Source organism: Cryobacterium frigoriphilum (assembly GCF_004403305.1).
Lineage (GTDB): Bacteria > Actinomycetota > Actinomycetes > Actinomycetales > Microbacteriaceae > Cryobacterium > Cryobacterium frigoriphilum.
In genome coordinates, this window is record NZ_SOHE01000056.1 from 12,617 (window position 1) to 29,194 (window position 16,578).

13 protein-coding genes are annotated in these 16,578 nt (G+C 68.1%); 8 read left to right on the forward strand and 5 right to left on the reverse strand.

Annotation, left to right across the window (positions count from 1 at the left end):
• The first annotated feature begins 18 nt into the window (after positions 1-18).
• Complete coding sequence (locus tag E3T55_RS13525; RefSeq protein WP_134520094.1) at positions 19-1,362, forward strand: MFS transporter; 1,344 nt, start codon at positions 19-21, stop codon at positions 1,360-1,362.
• Positions 1,363-1,473: 111 nt separating this feature from the next.
• On the opposite strand, the gene E3T55_RS13530 is transcribed toward E3T55_RS13525, so the two are convergent.
• The gene (locus tag E3T55_RS13530; protein WP_134520095.1) at positions 1,474-4,068 is read right to left on the reverse strand and encodes a beta-glucosidase family protein; all 2,595 of its coding nucleotides are present in this window, start codon (positions 4,066-4,068) and stop codon (positions 1,474-1,476) included.
• Between the two features lie 101 nt (positions 4,069-4,169).
• Positions 4,170-5,345 carry an MFS transporter gene (locus E3T55_RS13535; RefSeq protein WP_134520096.1) on the reverse strand — a complete coding sequence of 392 codons (1,176 nt, stop codon included), beginning with the start codon at positions 5,343-5,345 and terminating at the stop codon, positions 4,170-4,172.
• 240 nt (positions 5,346-5,585) lie between these two features.
• Here E3T55_RS13535 and E3T55_RS13540 point away from each other — a divergent pair, with 240 nt between their 5' ends.
• Positions 5,586-6,200: a TetR/AcrR family transcriptional regulator gene (locus E3T55_RS13540; RefSeq protein ID WP_134520097.1), complete on the forward strand. Its 615-nt coding sequence runs from the start codon at positions 5,586-5,588 to the stop codon at positions 6,198-6,200.
• Positions 6,201-6,237: 37 nt separating this feature from the next.
• Here the strand turns inward: E3T55_RS13540 and E3T55_RS13545 are convergent, their stop codons facing one another.
• Positions 6,238-7,713: an amino acid permease gene (locus E3T55_RS13545; protein WP_241993065.1), complete on the reverse strand. Its 1,476-nt coding sequence runs from the start codon at positions 7,711-7,713 to the stop codon at positions 6,238-6,240.
• Positions 7,714-8,129: 416 nt separating this feature from the next.
• Here E3T55_RS13545 and E3T55_RS13550 point away from each other — a divergent pair, with 416 nt between their 5' ends.
• Genes E3T55_RS13550 through mnhG form a run of 6 tightly spaced genes read left to right on the forward strand, consistent with a single transcriptional unit; the run spans position 8,130 to position 14,517 of the window.
• Complete coding sequence (locus E3T55_RS13550) at positions 8,130-11,105, forward strand: Na+/H+ antiporter subunit A (RefSeq protein ID WP_134520098.1); 2,976 nt, start codon at positions 8,130-8,132, stop codon at positions 11,103-11,105.
• Positions 11,102-11,695 carry a sodium:proton antiporter gene (locus E3T55_RS13555; RefSeq protein ID WP_134520099.1) on the forward strand — a complete coding sequence of 198 codons (594 nt, stop codon included), beginning with the start codon at positions 11,102-11,104 and terminating at the stop codon, positions 11,693-11,695. The genes E3T55_RS13550 and E3T55_RS13555 overlap by 4 nt, the downstream gene beginning before the upstream one ends.
• Complete coding sequence (locus E3T55_RS13560; RefSeq protein WP_134520100.1) at positions 11,692-13,299, forward strand: Na+/H+ antiporter subunit D; 1,608 nt, start codon at positions 11,692-11,694, stop codon at positions 13,297-13,299. The genes E3T55_RS13555 and E3T55_RS13560 overlap by 4 nt, the downstream gene beginning before the upstream one ends.
• Positions 13,296-13,910: a Na+/H+ antiporter subunit E gene (locus E3T55_RS13565; protein ID WP_134520101.1), complete on the forward strand. Its 615-nt coding sequence runs from the start codon at positions 13,296-13,298 to the stop codon at positions 13,908-13,910. Before E3T55_RS13560 ends, E3T55_RS13565 begins: the two co-directional genes overlap by 4 nt.
• Positions 13,907-14,176, forward strand: coding sequence for an MrpF/PhaF family protein (locus E3T55_RS13570; protein WP_338145130.1), 270 nt, complete (start codon positions 13,907-13,909; stop codon positions 14,174-14,176). The genes E3T55_RS13565 and E3T55_RS13570 overlap by 4 nt, the downstream gene beginning before the upstream one ends.
• Positions 14,173-14,517, forward strand: coding sequence for a monovalent cation/H(+) antiporter subunit G (gene mnhG / locus E3T55_RS13575; protein ID WP_134520102.1), 345 nt, complete (start codon positions 14,173-14,175; stop codon positions 14,515-14,517). The genes E3T55_RS13570 and mnhG overlap by 4 nt, the downstream gene beginning before the upstream one ends.
• 215 nt (positions 14,518-14,732) lie before the next feature.
• On the opposite strand, the gene E3T55_RS13580 is transcribed toward mnhG, so the two are convergent.
• Both E3T55_RS13580 and E3T55_RS13585 read right to left on the reverse strand, forming a co-directional pair.
• Entirely contained in the window at positions 14,733-15,374 is a 642-nt protein-coding gene (locus E3T55_RS13580) for an FMN reductase (RefSeq protein WP_166791791.1), read from the reverse strand.
• The gene (locus E3T55_RS13585) at positions 15,367-16,539 is read right to left on the reverse strand and encodes an LLM class flavin-dependent oxidoreductase (RefSeq protein ID WP_134520104.1); all 1,173 of its coding nucleotides are present in this window, start codon (positions 16,537-16,539) and stop codon (positions 15,367-15,369) included. Before E3T55_RS13585 ends, E3T55_RS13580 begins: the two co-directional genes overlap by 8 nt.
• Positions 16,540-16,578: the final 39 nt, after the last annotated feature.

Here is a 16,578-nt window from a genome sequence, read left to right on the forward strand (position 1 = left end):
AATAGTGCGAATGCAGCCATGACCAATACCGCCAGTATCTTCTTGCCCACCGGGGCGATCCGTGTCATTCCCGGAACACCCCCCGACAAAACCGACCCGCCGTTTCCGTGGGTCGGCCTCATCACCCTCGCCGCGGCCGTCTTTCTCTCGGTGACGAGTGAAATGCTGCCGACCGGCCTGCTGCCCGAGATGAGCCGCAGCCTGGGCGTCGCCGAGAGCCAGATCGGGCTGCTCGTGTCCTGGTTCGCCTTCACGGTCGTGCTCACGAGCGCCCCGGTCGCGATCTGGACCCGCCGGTTTCCTCGCCACGGTCTCATCATCGTCGTACTCGTGATCTTCGCGATCAGCAACATCCTCACCGCGATTGCGCCGACCTACGAGCTTGTCGTCGCCGCGCGGGTGCTCGGCGGCGTCGCGCACGGGCTGTTCTGGTCGGTCGTCGGCGCCTACGCCGGGCACCTGGTGCCGAAGAAGCAGATCGGCCGGGCCGTGTCGATCACCGTCGCCGGGGGCACGCTCGCCTTCGTCTTCGGGGTGCCGCTCGGCACCGCCGGCGGCCACCTGCTCGGCTGGCGGCTGTCGTTTGTCGTGCTCGCCGCTTTGATGCTCGTCGGCGCCGTACTGGTCTGGAAGTTTCTGCCTCCCGTCGCGCGCTATTCGACCGGTGCGCCGGCATCCGCTGCCGGGAAAGCTGCCGGGAAAGCTGCCGGGAAAGCGTCCGGGCAGGGCGGCGCGAAAATCAGGCAACCGCGGGACGCGACCGTTCCGGCGGTGGTGCTGATCTGCACCATCACGGGCATCACGATGATTGGCCACTACAGTTTTTACACCTACATCGCACCGTTCCTGCTCGACGGCCTGGGCGTCGACCTGGGCCTCATCGCCCCGCTGCTCTTCGCCTACGGAGTCGCCGGCGCGGTCGGCCTGCTGCTCGTCGGCACGGTCTTCGGCCCGCGGCCGAGCCTTGGCCTGATTCTCGGGCTCGCCGTCAGCGCCCTCAGCGTGACGCTGCTCGCGGTTTTCACCGCGACCCTGCCGGTCGCACTTGCCGCCTTCGTGCTCTGGGGAATGGCGTTCGGCATGCTGCCCCCGCTGCTGCAAACCCGGATGCTGCACGCCGCGTCGCCGCAGATTCGCGACACCGCGAGTGCCTTCTATACCACCGCGTTCAACGCCGGCATCGGCGGCGGGGCGCTGCTCGGCGCGCTGCTGCTCGACGGCGTCGGCCTCGAGGCGGTGCCGTTCGTCTACGTGGGCCTGCTGCTGGTGGCCCTCGTGCTCGTGATCGTCACCGACCGCCTGACGCACCAGCGCTCCCGCGTGGACACCCCTCCCGCGAGAGCGGGTGAATTGTCGGTCTGACGCGGTCAGAACGACGAATCACCCGCTCTCGCGGGATTGGGCGCGGTTTGGGCGCGGTTTGGGCGCAGTTTGGGCGCGGTTTGGGCGCAGGCGCGGGAGCGGGCGGGGCTATTACGAGCGCAGGAGCTCGATCGAGGCCTCGAGCGGGGTCGCGCCGACCGAGGTGCCGACGTGCACCTGAAAGGCGCCCGCCTCGTAGTTCCAGCCCTCGTTCCAGTCGGCGAAGGCCCGCACCGGCAGCGGCACGCTCACGAGCGTGGACTGCCCGGCGTCGAGCGTCACGGCGGTGAAGCCCGCGAGCCAGCGCACCGGCCGGTCGATCGCGCTGTCGGCACGGCTGAGGTACACCTGCACGACCTGTTTGCCGGCGCGCGCACCGGTGTTGGTGAGCGTCAGGGTGACGGATGCCGCGGCATCCGCTGCGCCACCAGCATGCGCAGCAGCAGCAGCAGCAGCAGCAACATCAATCGTCGGCGCCACCCGCAGATCGGCGAGCTCCCAATCGGTGTACCCGAGGCCGAAGCCGAACTCGTAGGCCGGCACGCGGGCCGCCTTCAGCCAGGCGCGGTAACCGATGTGGATTCCCTCGTCGTAGCGCAGCACACCGTCAGCCGGGGTCACGTTCAGCACCGGTACGTCGTCGAGGGTGACGGGCCAGGTGGTGGGCAGGCGCCCGCCCGGTTCGACCGTGCCGAACAGCATGTCGGCGAGGGCATTGCCGTATTCCTGGCCGCCGAAATAGGTGAGCAGGATGCCCTGCACGGCGTCACGCCAGGGCAGCAGAACCGGCGATCCGGAGTTCACGATCACGATCGTGCGCGGGTTGACGGCGGCGACGGCGCGTACCAGGTCGTCCTGTCGGCCGGGCAGGTCGAGGTTCTCGCGGTCGAAGCCCTCCGATTCGACCTGGGCGTTGGTGCCGACGACGATGATCGCGACGTCTGCGGCGCGGGCGGCCTCGACGGCTTCCGCGATGAGCTCGTCGGGGCGGGAGATGTCGGCTTCGAGGCCGATCGAGATGCCGAGCACCCCGGCGAAGCTCGTGTCGCGTGATTCCAGGTCGAATTCCACCATCAGGGTGACCGGCGTTCCGGCCGTCACGGCGAGTTCGGCGGTGACCGAGGGCGGGGTCAGCATGCTCGCGCCGAGGTCGAGGCCGACCGCGAGCGCGGTCTGTTCTGCGACGAGCCTGCCGTCGGCGAAGATGCGGCCGTGGCCGACCGCCGCGAAGCCGAAGTGCACGGTTGCGGTCACGTCCGGGGTCCAGACGACCGACATCTCGAGCACGTTCGCGTCATCGACGGGGGCGTCGCCGCCGAAGTAGGTGAGCGCCGTCGCCCGGCGGTCTTCGCGGAACATTTCGTCGCGCTCGGAGTCGAGAAACCGCACGAGCATGCCGGGTGTTCCGGTAGCGGGGTTCTTAATGCTCGCGAGCGGCAGTTCGGCAATGCCCTTCTGCACGACCGCGCCGACCGAGTAGGTGACCTGCGCGTTCGGCAGGGCCGCGCGAATGCCGTCGATCGGGGTGACGATCTTCTCGGGCAGCACGGTCGCGCTGCCACCGCCCTGGGTGCGTGCGTGCAGGGCGTTGTGGCCGATCACGGCGACGCGGGTGAGCGCATCCGCCGCGAGCGGCAGCGCCGGGGTCCCGGTCGAGGGACCGTTCGTCAGGCTCGCGTTGCGCAGCAGCACACTTCCCGCGGCACTCGCCGTGCGGGCGAAGGCGATGCCGTCTTCGACGGTGCCGGGGGCGGCATGCACGGCGTCGAAGCCTTCAAGGGCGCCGACGCGGGCGGCGAGGCGTAAGAGTCGCAGCACCTTGCGGTCGATGTTGGCCTCGGGCACTCGGCCATCAGTCACGGCGGCGAGCAGTGCCGGGCCCCAGGCGCCGGCGGGGCCGGGCATCGCGAGGTCCTGCGAGGCGTTGGCGGCGTCGACGCTGCGCACGCCGGTCCAGTCGCTGATCACGACGCCGTCGAAGCCCCATTCGGAGTTGAGCGGGGTCTCGAGCAGGTCGTTCTTGGTCGCGGTGACGCCGTTGATCGAGTTGTAGGAGCTCATAACGAGCCAGGCGTGGGAGTCGGTGATGGCCTTTTCGAAGGCGAGCAGGTACAGCTCGCGCAGGGCGCGGTCGCTGACCTCGGTGCTCGCGGTGAAGCGCTCGGTCTCGTAGTCGTTGGCCACGTAGTGCTTGGGGGTGGCGCCGACACCGTTGGACTGCGCGCCGTTGACATAGGCGGCGGCCAGTTCGGCGGTCAGGATCGGGTCTTCGCTGAAGCCCTCGAAGTGGCGGCCGCCCAGCGGCGAGCGGTGCAGGTTGATGGTCGGGCCGAGAATGACGTCGACGCCCTTGCGGCGGGCTTCGACGGCGGATGCCGCGCCATAGCGGGCAGCGATCCCGGTGTCCCACGACGACGAGAGGGCAGTTGCCGAGGGAAAGTTGAGCGAGGGGGAGCGCTCATCCCAGACCTCGCCGCGTACGCCGCTCGGACCGTCGGAGACGAGCAGGCGGCGCAGGCCGATCTTCTCTATCGGGTAGGTGGTCCAGAAGTCGCGGCCGGTGAGCAGCTGCACCTTCTCGTCGAGGGAGAGGCGGGCCAGCAGCTCGGTGAGCCGGGCCGTCTCGGCGGCGGAACTGTAGGTGCCGGTGCTGGTTGACGTGCTGGTTGACGTGTTGGTTGAGATGTTGGTCGTGAGGTCAGTCATGAGGGGTCGCTTTCGGTTGCGTGCGGGACGAGTTGCGAGCGGGAAATCGCGTGTGGAAGAACGTGAAGTGAGCGGTTTCGGAAACGGAAGCGGGGCATCCGCTACTTGACGCCCTTGACCCGGGACACCGCGAGCACTCCGAACAGGCCGACGACGGCGCCGCCGAGAAACAGGCCGGGGTACCCGGCGAGGGCGATGACGCCGGGGGCGGCGACGGGTACGAGGGACTGCGGCAGGGCCTGGGCGATGTTGACGACGCCGAGGTCCTTGCCGTTGTCTTCCGAGGAGGGCAGCACGTCGGTGATCAGTGCGAGGTCGACGGCGTAGAAGGCACCCATGCCGGCTCCGAGAATCAGTTCGCCGGCGAAGACGACCGCGAGGCTCGGGGCGAAGGCGATCGTGGAGAGCCCGACGACGGCGACGAGGGCGGCGACGAGCACGAAGATTTTGCGCTTGCCGAGGCGGTCACTGAGCCAGCCGGCCACGAAGGTCGTGGACAGCACGCCGACCGTGTAGAACAGGGTCGCGTAAAAGACCTGGGTGGCGACGGTTTCGGCGGTCTCGCCGAGGTTGGCGATGAGAAAAAAGGTGAGGTACGTGGTTGCGGTCGCGGCGGCGCCGGTCAGCAGAAAGCGAGTCAGCCAGGCCCAGCCGAAGTCGGGGTTGCTGCGCGGGTTGAAGGCGAAAGATCCGAGGAATTCTTTTACCCCGAAGCTGTCCACGGGCTTGTCGAGCCGCACGCGGTCCTTCATGATGAGCGCCCAGCCAATCACGATGGCGCAGCCGACAGCGCCCGGCACCAGCATCTGCAGCGAGGTCGAGGAGAAGAGCTGCACGATGAACACGCCGAGCACGAGCGAGCCGTTCTGGGCGACGCCGACGGCGGCGGCGACGCGGCCGCGGTACTTCGGGCGGGCAGTGTCGGCCATGGTCGCGATCACGCCGGCCAGGGCGGCATTGAATCCGGTCTGGGCCAGCGCCCATCCCGCGACGACGCCGGTGACGGTCGTCGCGCTCGAGATCACGATCAGGGCCAGGTAGCCCACGAGAACGCCGGCGATGATCCAGGGGCGGCGCATGCCGAAGCGGCCGCGGGTGCGGTCGGAGAGCCGGCCGGCGAGGGGGTTCACGATCATGGCCAACAGGGCTCCGACGCCGAGCACGATTCCGAGGCTCGCGGCGCTCGTCTCGGGGGTGATTTCGTTGATCTTGAGGGCCATCGAGACGATGACCGGGGGGAGCAGGGCGATGAAGAGCCCCACCATCGCGATCGGCATGCCGACTTCTGCCCGCAGGGTACCGGCGGGGCGACGCGTGCCGGCCGCGGGGGCGGCAGGCGAAGTGGGCCCCGAGTCGGCCGAATCTGCGGCGCCTGGGGTAGTTCCGAGCGTGTTACTGACGTTTCTGGCCACGATGCCTCCGAGCAGTCCGAGCCACCCTCATTGGCGGCAACAGCTGTAGCGTAGCACCCAATCCCAACCAATGGTAGGTATTGTCAGCACTGCTACGGTGAACCCATGAGCAACGCCGTTCCCGCCCGCCGTTACGCCAAGGGCGAGGCCAAACGCCGCGAGATTCTGGCCGCCGCGTTGCAACTCATCGCGGAGTCCGGGTACCGCAATTCAACCCTGCAGGACGTGGCGGATGCCGTCGGCCTGACCAAGGCGGGCGTGCTGCACTACTTCGAATCCCGCGAAGACCTCATCACGCAGGTGCTTCAGGGCAGGGACGACCACGACGCCGTGCAGTTGGCCCAGGAGGCGCGGGCCGGAGCGGGCGACCGAGAGGACGACATGCTGACCCTGCTGAGCCGAGCCATCCGCCTCAATGCGTCGGTCCCCGGCATGGTGCAGCTGTACTCCAGAGTGGTCGTCGAGGCTGAGGACCCGCAGCACCCCGCGCACGACTATATTTCCGAGCGCTACGAGCTGGTAGCGGCGCGCATCGCGGCGAGCGTGCAGCAGCGGCAGAGCCTCGGCACGGCGCGCGCCGACCTCGATCCGGCGCAGGTCGCACGAATCGTGATCGCGGTCAGCGACGGCCTGCAGCTGCAATGGATGCACGCGAGGGACGACATCGATATGTCCGTGGACTTCGACGCCGCGCTCACGCTCATCCTCGGCCCCGCCTAGCCACGCGCTGCTCGTCCTGTGCGCGAACAGCGTCGGGTCAGTCGCGCGGGCGGTCGGAGAGCGGCCGGTTGGCGACGACCGGCACGTGACCGGTGAAGCCGTCGCGCGCGGCCGCGATCTCGAAAATACGCCCGCGGCAGGCGTACCAGCCCGCCATCAGCCCCGGAATGATGAGCACGAGCGAGCTGATCGTGAGGGTGCCGACCGGCCAGTCGAACGCCATCAGCACGAGCACTCCGACCAGAAAGACGAGGGTGACGTAGCCCGAGTACGGGGCCCACGGCATCCGGAACACCGGCCGCACCAGAATGCCGCGTTTCGCCCAGGCCTGCAGTCGCAACTGGCACAGCACGATCATTCCCCACGCGCTGACGATGCCGATCGCGGCCATGTTGAGCACGATTTCGAAGGCCTCATCGGGAACGATCGCGTTGAGGCCAACGCCGAGCAGCGTCACGACGCCGGTCAGCAGGATACCGCCGAAGGGCACTCCTCGGCGGCTGATCTTGCCGGCGAAGCGCGGTGCCGAGCCGGCGAGAGACATCGACCGAAGTATGCGCCCGGTGGAATACAGGCCGGCGTTGAGCGAGGACAGCGCCGCGGTCAGCACGACCAGGTTCATGATCACGTCGACGCCCTCGATGCCGATCGTGCCGAAGAACGTGACGAAGGGGCTCTCACCGGCCTTGTATGCCGTGTACGGCAACAACAGCGAGAGCAACAGAATCGACCCGACGTAGAACACCGCGATGCGAATGATGACCGTGTTGATGGCCTTCGGCATGACCTTCTCGGGGTTCTCTGTCTCGCCGGCCGTCGTGCCGACGAGTTCGATCGAGGCGTAGGCGAACACGACGCCCTGCACGACGAGAACGGATGCGATCAGCCCGTTGGGCAACCAGCCGCCGTTCTCGCCGATCAGCGCGAACCCGGTCACGGCGCCGTCGAGCGGCGTGCCGAAGATCACCATCCAGGTGCCCACGATGAGAAACGCCACGATCGCGAGCACCTTGATGAGCGCGAACCAGAACTCCATCTCGCCGAAGACCTTGACCGAGAGCAGGTTGAGAAACATCACGAGGGCGAGCGCGGCGAGGGCGTACAGCCACTGCGGTATCGAGCCGAACGGCGCCCAGTAGGTCGCGAAGAAGTTCATGTACAGGGCGACCGCGGTGACGTCGACGATGGCGGTCATGGCCCAGTTGAGCCAGTACAGCCAGCCGGTCACAAACGCCGTCTTCTCACCGAAGAACTCGCGCGCGTACGACACGAAGGAGCCCGAACTCGGGCGGTGCAGCACCAGTTCGCCGAGCGCCCGCAGAATGAGAAAGGCGAAGAAACCGCAGATCGCGTAGACGAACACGAGGGCCGGGCCGGCGCTCGCGAGGCGTCCGCCCGCGCCGAGGAACAGGCCGGTGCCGATCGCGCCGCCGATTGCGATCATCTGCACGTGGCGAGACTTGAGCCCCTTGTGCAGGGCGTCGTCTTCGTGCACGCTCAGGGCGTCTTCGATGTGTTCGAAGGGGGTTTCCTCCGGCGGGTTGGCGTGGTCGTGGTGACCGTGCGGTTCCGCGGCATTCGGTGCGGCGGCATCCGGTGCGGGCGTGGAGGAGTGCTGCGGGCCGCGGCTGGGGCTCAATTGGTGCTCGATTTCGCTGGCCGGTCGCTCGGCCTCGCTCCTTGGCGACAAGGAGCGGCTGTGAAGCGACGCGGGAAGTGGCCGGAAACTGCATACACGCGCGCTTCTGGCGGCGTGCGGCGTCGGCCGGGGGATAGCGCAACCCTACTCCGCGCGCCGGTTGGCCCCGGTTCACCCGCATCGCTATCGGAGGTCGGGGGTGGGAGCTTTCGCGGCGCCCCGTGTGGGTGGCCCCTGCGGTCGGGTAGACTAGCCCTTCACACCCCGACCTGACAAGCCTGGAGGCGTACATGGCACAATTCCTCCTCGCCTTCCTGGTTCTGTCGGTGTTGACCCCCTGGCTCACCCGGCTGCTCGGCACTCGCGTGTTCTACGTCATCGCCCTGCTGCCGGCCGGCGCCTTCGCCTACACGCTCACGCAGACCGCTGCCGTCACCGCCGGCGGCGCCGTCACCCAGTTCATCCCATGGATCCCGCAGCTCGGCATCAATTTCTCGTTCCGCGTCGACACCCTCGCCTGGCTGCTCGCTCTGGTCGTGACCGGAATCGGCGCCCTCGTGCTCATCTACTGCGCTCGCTATTTCACCGACGACGAACCCAGTCTCGGCCGGTTCGCCGCGGTGCTGCTCGCCTTCGCCGGCACCATGTACGGCCTCGTCACCGCCGACGACATCGTGATCATGTTCATGTTCTGGGAGATCACGAGCGTGCTCTCCTACCTGCTGATCGGGCATTACACGAGCAAACGGGAGAGCCGCGGCGCCGCGCTGCAGGCCCTCATCGTGACGACCTTCGGCGGCCTAGTGATGCTCGTCGGCGTCGTGATGCTCGCCGTCGGCGCGGGCACCACGAGCCTCGCCGCCATCGTCGAAAACCCGGTCGCCGGCCCGATCGGCACCTGGGGCGTACTGCTCGTGCTCGTCGGCGCTCTCTCCAAGAGCGCTCTGGTGCCGTTCCACTTCTGGCTGCCCGCCGCGATGGCCGCGCCGACCCCGGTCAGCGCGTACCTGCACGCCGCCGCCATGGTCAAGGCCGGCATCTACATCGTCGCCCGGCTCGCGCCCGGCTACGCCGACAGTGACGGCTGGCTGCCGGTGCTCGTCACGCTCGGCACCTGGACCATGCTCGTCGGTGCCTGGCGCTCGCTGCGGCAGTACGACCTCAAGCTGTTGCTTGCCTACGGCACGGTCAGCCAGCTCGGCTTTCTCATGATCGCGGTCGGCTTCAACACTCGGGACACCGCCCTCGCCGGTGCCGCACTGCTGCTCGCGCACGCCCTCTACAAGGCCACCCTGTTTCTCGTCGTCGGCGTCATCGACCACCGCGCCGGCACCCGCGACTGGCGCAAGCTCTCGGGGGTCGGCCGCAGTACCCCGGCGCTCGCGGTCATCGCGTTCATCGCCGTCGCGTCGATGGCGGGGATCCCGCCACTGTTTGGATTCGTCGCCAAGGAAGCGGTCTTCACCTCGCTGCTCGACGCCGGGCTCGGGGGCTCCCCGTGGGGGTATATCGCCCTCGCGGGAACGGCCGTGGGTTCCGTTTTGACGGTGGCGTACAGCATCCGCTTCTTCTGGGGCGCATTCGGCACCCGCCGCGAACAGCCGGACACCGTGCTGCACGCCAGCCCCTGGGACACCCTGCTCGCGCCGGGCGTGCTCACCGTCGCTACCGTGGGCCTCGGTCTGTTCGCCTCGGCGCTCGACCCGCTGCTCGCGCCGTACGCCGACACGGTTCCGGGCGTGGGCACCCTCACGGAGCCGCCGTACCACCTGGCGCTCTGGCACGGCCTCGAACCGGCCCTGTTCCTCAGTGCCGCGGTGGTTCTGCTCGGCGTGCTGATGTTCGCCGGCCGCCGCCGCGTCGCCCGACTGCAGGCGAAAGTGCCCGACTACGTCGATGCCGGCCGCGGCTACGGCAAAGCCATCCGTGGCGTCGACCGGATCTCCGCGCGGGTCACCCACTTCGCCCAGCGTGGCGGCCTGCCGCAGTACCTCGGCACGATCCTCGTCGTCTTCGTGCTCGCGCTCGGCTTCGCGGCGTTCGTGAACCGCACCTGGCCCGACGCCGTTGTGCTCTACGACTACCCAGGCCAGGTCGTGATTGCCCTGATCATGGGCATTTGCGCGATCATGGCCGCTCGCGTCGGGCAGCGGATGACCGCGGTCATCCTCGCGGGCGTCACCGGCTATGGCCTCGTGGCCCTGTTCGCCTTTCACGGGGCGCCCGACCTTGCCCTCACCCAGGCGCTCGTCGAGTCGATCACCCTCGTGATCTTCGTGCTCGTGCTGCGCCGCCTGCCGGCCAACATCGCCCAGCACAACAAGCCCGTGCGCCGTAAGCGCCGCCTACTGATCGGCGGACTCGTCGGTCTGGTGATGGGCACGATCGGCGTCATCTCGCTCGGTGCCCGCCAGTTCGAGAGCATCGCCGGCGCTCTGCCGCGGTTGTCGGTAGACGAGGGCCACGGTGACAACATCGTCAACGTGATGCTCGTCGACATTCGAGCCTGGGACACCATGGGTGAGGTGTCGGTTCTCATCGTCGTCGCGACCGGCGTGGCGAGCCTGCTGTTCGTGTCCGGGCGCAATGCCGTCGTGCCGCGACTCAAGGAGTCCCGCAGCCTGCGCTCGGTCGCCAACCGCCGCCGAGTGGTGCCCGACCCGGAACTCTCGAGCGAGGGCCACGCCGTCAGCCGCCAGGCATTCTTGCTCGCCGGCCGCAAGAACGCCCCGCGCAGCCGCTCGATCCTGATCGAGGTGCTGGTGCGGCTGCTGTTTCACCCCGCCATGATCGTGTCGATCTACCTGCTCTTCGCCGGCCACAACCTGCCGGGCGGTGGCTTCGCCGGCGGCCTGCTCGCCGGCCTCGCCCTCGTCGCACGATATCTGGCCGGCGGACGGTACGAGCTCAGCGAAGCCGCCCCGATCGACCCGGGCAAGATCCTCGGCCTCGGCGTGATCCTCGCCGTGGGCATGAGCGTCGTCTCGCTGTTCTTCGACGGGATTCCCCTCGAATCGGCGTACGTCACCGCGACCGTTCCCGTGCTCGGGGACCTGTCGTTCGGCACCTCGACCATCTTCGACATTGGGGTGTACCTCGTCGTGATCGGCCTGAGCTACGACATTCTGCGCAGCCTCGGCAGCGAGATCGACCGGCAGAGCGAGGCCGCCGAGATCGGCCCGCGGCCGGCACCGTCGTCCGCGCCCGAACCTGCGCCCGAACCCAGACCCGAGACCGAGACCGAGACCGAGGGGGCCACCCGATGAGCGCGTCCCTGACCCTGGTCATCGTGATGGCCGTCATGTACGCGGCCGGTGTCTACGTGATGCTCGAACGCAGCCTCACCCGGGTGCTGATCGGTTTCCTGCTGGTCGGCAACGCCACCAACCTGTTGATCTTCATCATGAGCGGCCGCCCGGGCAGCTCCCCGATCGTGACCGGCACGAGCCTCGACGACAGCATGGTCGACCCGATCCCGCAGGTGCTCATGCTCACCGCGATCGTGATCAACTTCGGCATCACCGCACTGTTGCTCGCCCTGATCTACCGATCCTGGTGGCTTGCGCAGCTCGGCGACGAGGGCGATACCCTCACCGACGAGCACGCGGCCGAGACACCGGCCGAGGTCGACGAGACCTTCCGCTCCTCGTCCGACGACGACGACGCCATCGCCGAATCGATCGACGAATTCGAACGCGGTGACGGCGCCCACAGCGACGAGGAAGGCACCGGCGCTGCTGCCGGCGCCGCGGCGCACGCGGCGGATGCACCCCGGCACGCGCCTCCAGTCGTCGTCGCTCCGAAACCCGCCGACCAAGACCGCGCCACCCGCCCCGGCGAGGAGGGCTCCCGATGACCGCCCTCGTACCCCTGATCGTGGCCCTGCCGCTGCTCGGCGCCGCGATCGCCCTGATGCTCGGTCAGCGCCGCCGGCTGCAGGTGATCGTGAGCATCATGAGTCTCAGCGCGGCGGCGGTGATGAGCGCGGTGCTGCTCGTGGCCGTCGACCGGACCGGCCCGGCCGTGGTGAAGGTCGGCGGTTGGGAGGCGCCGTGGGGCATCGTGCTCGTCGTCGACCGGCTCTCGGCGATCATGCTGCTGATCGCCGCCCTGATGCTGCTCGGGGTGCTGATCTTCGCGGTCGGCCAGGGCATCATCGACGGTGACGCCGAAGCCCCCGTCTCGATCTTCCACCCCACCTACCTGGTGCTCGCGGCCGGGCTGTTCAACGCCTTCGTCGCCGGCGACCTCTTCACCATGTACGTCGGCTTTGAGATGTTGCTCTCGGCCAGCTACGTCTTGCTGACCCTCGGCGGCACGGGAGCGCGCATCCGCGTCGGCATCACTTATATCGTCGTGAGCCTGGTGTCGTCGCTGCTGTTTCTCAGCGCGATCGCGCTGATCTACGGCGCGACCGGAACCGTCACGCTCGCCCTGATCGCCGAGCGGATGCCGCAGCTCCCCGGCGACGTGCAGCTGATCCTCGGGCTGTTGTTGCTGATCGCCTTCGGGGTGAAGGCCGCGGTCTTTCCGATGTCGTTCTGGCTGCCCGACTCGTATCCGACCGCGCCGGCGCCGGTCACGGCCGTCTTCGCGGGACTGCTGACCAAGGTTGGCGTCTACGCCATCCTGCGCACGCAGACGCTGTTCTTTCCCGAGAACCAGTTCTCGGTGCCGCTGATGGTCGTCGCGGCGCTGACCATGCTCGTCGGCATTCTCGGCGCCCTCGCCCAGGCCGACATCAAGCGCTTGCTGTCGTTCACGCTCGTGAGCCACATTGGCTACATGCTGTTCGGTATCGCCATCGGCACGCCGCTCGCGATCGCCGCGACGATCTTCTATGTGGTGCACCACATCACGGTGCAGACGACGCTGTTTCTCGCGGCGGGGCTGATCGATCGGGTCGGCGGCACGACCTCGCTGTCCCGACTGGGCGGCCTGCTGAAATCGGCGCCGCTGGTGGCGATCCTGTTCTTCCTCGGCGCGCTCAACCTCGGCGGCATCCCGCCGTTCTCCGGGTTCCTCGGCAAGATCGCCCTGTTCCAGGCCGGCACCATCCTCGGCGACCCGATCATCTACGTGCTGATCGGCGCCGGCGCGCTCACCTCGCTGCTCACCCTCTATGCCCTCGCCCGGGCCTGGAACATGGCGTTCTGGCGACCGAAGAAAGAGGTCGCCGACTTCACGTCGACCATGTCGGCCTCGCTCGTCGAAGACCCGCAGGATGAGGGCATCGTGCTGAAGAAGACGATCTCCCCGCTCATGATCGGGGCGACGACGTCGATGCTCGTGCTGACCCTCGGCCTGTCGGTGTTCGCTGGGCCGATCTTCGAGCTCACTGCGCGGGCGGCCGCCAACATCAGCTCGCCGTCGACGTACATCGACGCCGTGTTCCCGAACGGTACCGGCTACATCGAGGGCACCAATCGTGGCACCAATTTCGAGGGCGGCACCGAGTGAGCACCCCGCGGGAACGCCTGGCCGCGGTCGGCAACCAGATTCCGCCGCTGATCGCCCTGATCGTGCTGTGGATGCTGCTCTGGGGCGAGTTCAGCTGGCTGAACCTGCTGGTCGGCCTCAGTGTTGGCCTCATCGTGACCGTCGCGTTTTACCTGGTGCCGGTGCAACTGAGCGGGCGGCTGCATCCGTGGCACACCCTCGTGTTTTTCGTGCGCCTGCTGCGGGACATCGTGCGCGCCTCGGTCGACGTGGCCTGGCTCGCGGTCAAGCCGGGTCTGACCACCAGCAACGCGATTCTGGCGATCGAACTCCGCACCCGCAGCGACCTGATTCTGACCTGGACGGCCGTCGCCACCTCGATCGTGCCCGGCTCGATCGTCGTCGACATCGATCGGGAGTCGTCGACCCTGTTCCTGCACGTGCTCAACATGCACAGCGCCCGCGACATCGAACGCTTCCGCCGTCAGGTTCTGGACACCGAACGACGCATCGTGCGCGGTTTCGGTTCCCGCGAAGACGTCGAGCGGATGCGCGGGGTCCGCCCTGAAAATCGGCTGTCGGCCCGGCGCGCGGCCCGCGCCGACAGGCCTCTGAAGAAGGGACTCTCATGATGCTGCAGATTGTGGCCGTGGTCGCCTCCGCGATGTTCGCCGTCGGCGCGCTCTGCGCCGTGTACCGCATCGTCGTCGGCCCGAGCGTGCTCGACCGGGTCATCGCCTCCGACGTGCTCGTCGCGACGATCATCTGCGCCCTCGGCGCCGAGATGGCGCTCAACCGGCACACCGACACCCTGCCGGTGTTGCTCGTGCTCGCCCTGTTCGCGGTGCTCGGCTCGCTCAGCGTCGCCCGGTTTCTGCCGGCCAGGGACAGCGCATGAGCGTTCTCACGCACGACATCGTCACGGCCGTGCTGGTGCTCGCGGGGGCCGCGATGTGCCTTGCGGCCGGGGTCGGACTCATCCGCTTTCCCGACGTGCTCTCGCGCCTGCACGCGGCGACCAAGCCGCAGATTTTCGGCCTGATGGCCGTGACAGCGGATGTCGCCATCAACAATCTCTCGGTCGGTACCGTGACCCTCGTGGTCGCGATCGTGGTGTTCCAGGCGCTGACGGCACCCATGGCCGCGCATCTCGTGGGCCGGGCCGCGTACGACACCGAGCACCTGCACCCCGAACTGCTCATCGTGGATGAGCTGCGCGACCGCCGCGCACCCGACTGAGGCGGCCGCGTCGCCCGCGGCCTCGCGGCACTCGTCAGGTCGGCGTGCACTCGATAGATCGAGTGCTACGAGAGCTCACGAGTGCTACGAGAGCGAGCCGACCCGCGAGGTGACTGGCGGCACTCGTTGTGCAAGCGGGCACTCCTTGCACTCAGTGCCGGCTCGCACGACAAGTGCCGCGACCTCCCGCATCCGCTCTCGATCGAGGCTGAACCCTATCGGGAGAGGCCGGAGCCGGCGGGGTTGAAGCCGGCGGGCAGCTCGAACGGATCCTGCACCCGCGCGGAGCGGTCGGACCGGGCGACGAGTGCGGCCAGCTCGCCGGCGGCACGTTCGATGCGCGCCGGCAGCGTCGCCACGCGACCACGGCCGTCACCGCTGCCCCAGTCCTCCGACGCCGCGAACACCGAGGTCGGCACGACGACGGCGTGCAGGTAGGTGAACATCGGCCGCAGCGCGTAATCGAGGGCGAGCGAGTGCCGCGCCGTGCCGGCGGTCGCCCCAATCAGCACCGGCTGATCGGTGAGCGCGCGGTTGTCGAGCACGTCGAAGAACGACTTGAACAGGCCGCTGTAACTCGTCGTGAAGATCGGCGTCACGGCGATCAGGCCGTCGGCCGTGGTGACGGCGTCTATCATCGTCTGCAGCCGCGGGCTGGCGAACCCGGTGAGCATGTTGTTCATCACATCCTGCGCGTAGTCGCGCAGCTCGAAGGTGAGCAACCGAGTCTCGACGTTCTCGTCGTGCAGCCGTGTCAGCGTCGCCGTGGCGAGCTTGTCGGCAAGCAGCCGGGTCGACGATGGCTGGCTGAGGCCGGCCGAGACCACGGCCAGGGTGCGCACGGTCGGCTCAGGCACGGGCCCGACCGAATGCGGCACCCGTGTGGGCCGGCGCGATGGCCGCGGCGGTGTCGAGGTCGTCACGCCCCGCGGCAGCGGGAACCGTCGCGGCCACCCGGGCGAGGCGCAGGGATTCGTGAGTGGGGGCATCCGGTACCGTGGCCGGCCGGTTCTTCGCGAACTCGCGGCGCAACACGGGCACGACCTCCTCGCCGAGCAGATCGAGCTGCTCGAGCACGGTCTTCAGCGGCAGGCCGGCGTGGTCCATCAGCCAGAGCTGGCGCTGGTAATCGCCCACGTAATCCCTGAACCCCAGGGTGCGGTCGATGACCTCCTGCGGGCTGCCGACGGTGAGCGGGGTCTGCGAGGTGAAGTCCTCCATGCTTGGGCCGTTGCCGTAGACCGGGGCGTTGTCGAAGTACGGGCGAAAGTCGCGCTTGGCGTCCTGGGAGTTCTTGCTCATGAACACCTGGCCGCCGAGCCCCACCATGGCCTGGGCGGCGGTGCCGTGGCCGTAGTGCTCGAAGCGCTGACGGTAGTACCGCACCATCTTCGCGGTGTGTGAGGCCGGCCAGAAAATGTGGTTTGAGAAGAACCCGTCGCCGTAGTACGCGGCCTGCTCGGCAATTTCAGGGCTGCGGATGCTGCCGTGCCAGACAAAAGGAGGCACGCCGTCGAGCGGCCGCGGGGTGGATTGGAATCCCTGCAGCGGAGTACGAAACTGGCCCTCCCAATCGACGGACTCCTCGCGCCAGAGCCGGCGCAGCAGGGCATAGTTCTCGAGCGCGAGCGGAATGCCCTCGCGAATGTCCTTGCCGAACCACGGGTAGACGGGGCCGGTGTTGCCGCGACCCAGGGTGAGGTCCACTCGGCCGTCGGCGAGGTGCTGCAGCATGGCGAAGTCCTCGGCGATCTTGACCGGGTCGTTCGTGGTGATCAGTGTCGTCGCGGTCGAGAGGATGATCCGGGAGGTTTGCCCGGCGATGTAGCCGAGCAGGGTGGTCGGCGACGACGGGACGAACGGCGGGTTGTGGTGCTCGCCGGTGGCGAAGACGTCGAGACCGACTTCCTCTACCTTCTGGGCGATGGCGACCATGGCCTTGATCCGGGCGTTCTCGGTCGGGGTGTCACCCGTGGTGGGATCCGTGGTTCTGTCTCCGACCGTGAAGATTCCGAACTGCATACCAGCCTCCAAATTTCAATGCGTCTGCATGTATATAAA

Excerpts from the sequence above, each read along its gene's own strand:
- E3T55_RS13525 (WP_134520094.1), top strand. The coding sequence starts at position 19 with ATGACCAATACCGCCAGTATCTTCTTGCCCACCGGGGCGATCCGTGTC.
- E3T55_RS13530 (WP_134520095.1), bottom strand. The coding sequence starts at position 4,068 with ATGACTGACCTCACGACCAACATCTCAACCAACACGTCAACCAGCACG.
- E3T55_RS13535 (WP_134520096.1), bottom strand. The coding sequence starts at position 5,345 with ATGCCGATCGCGATGGTGGGGCTCTTCATCGCCCTGCTCCCCCCGGTC.
- E3T55_RS13540 (WP_134520097.1), top strand. The coding sequence starts at position 5,586 with ATGAGCAACGCCGTTCCCGCCCGCCGTTACGCCAAGGGCGAGGCCAAA.
- E3T55_RS13550 (WP_134520098.1), top strand. The coding sequence starts at position 8,130 with ATGGCACAATTCCTCCTCGCCTTCCTGGTTCTGTCGGTGTTGACCCCC.
- E3T55_RS13555 (WP_134520099.1), top strand. The coding sequence starts at position 11,102 with ATGAGCGCGTCCCTGACCCTGGTCATCGTGATGGCCGTCATGTACGCG.
- E3T55_RS13560 (WP_134520100.1), top strand. The coding sequence starts at position 11,692 with ATGACCGCCCTCGTACCCCTGATCGTGGCCCTGCCGCTGCTCGGCGCC.
- E3T55_RS13570 (WP_338145130.1), top strand. The coding sequence starts at position 13,907 with ATGATGCTGCAGATTGTGGCCGTGGTCGCCTCCGCGATGTTCGCCGTC.
- mnhG (WP_134520102.1), top strand. The coding sequence starts at position 14,173 with ATGAGCGTTCTCACGCACGACATCGTCACGGCCGTGCTGGTGCTCGCG.
- E3T55_RS13585 (WP_134520104.1), bottom strand. The coding sequence starts at position 16,539 with ATGCAGTTCGGAATCTTCACGGTCGGAGACAGAACCACGGATCCCACC.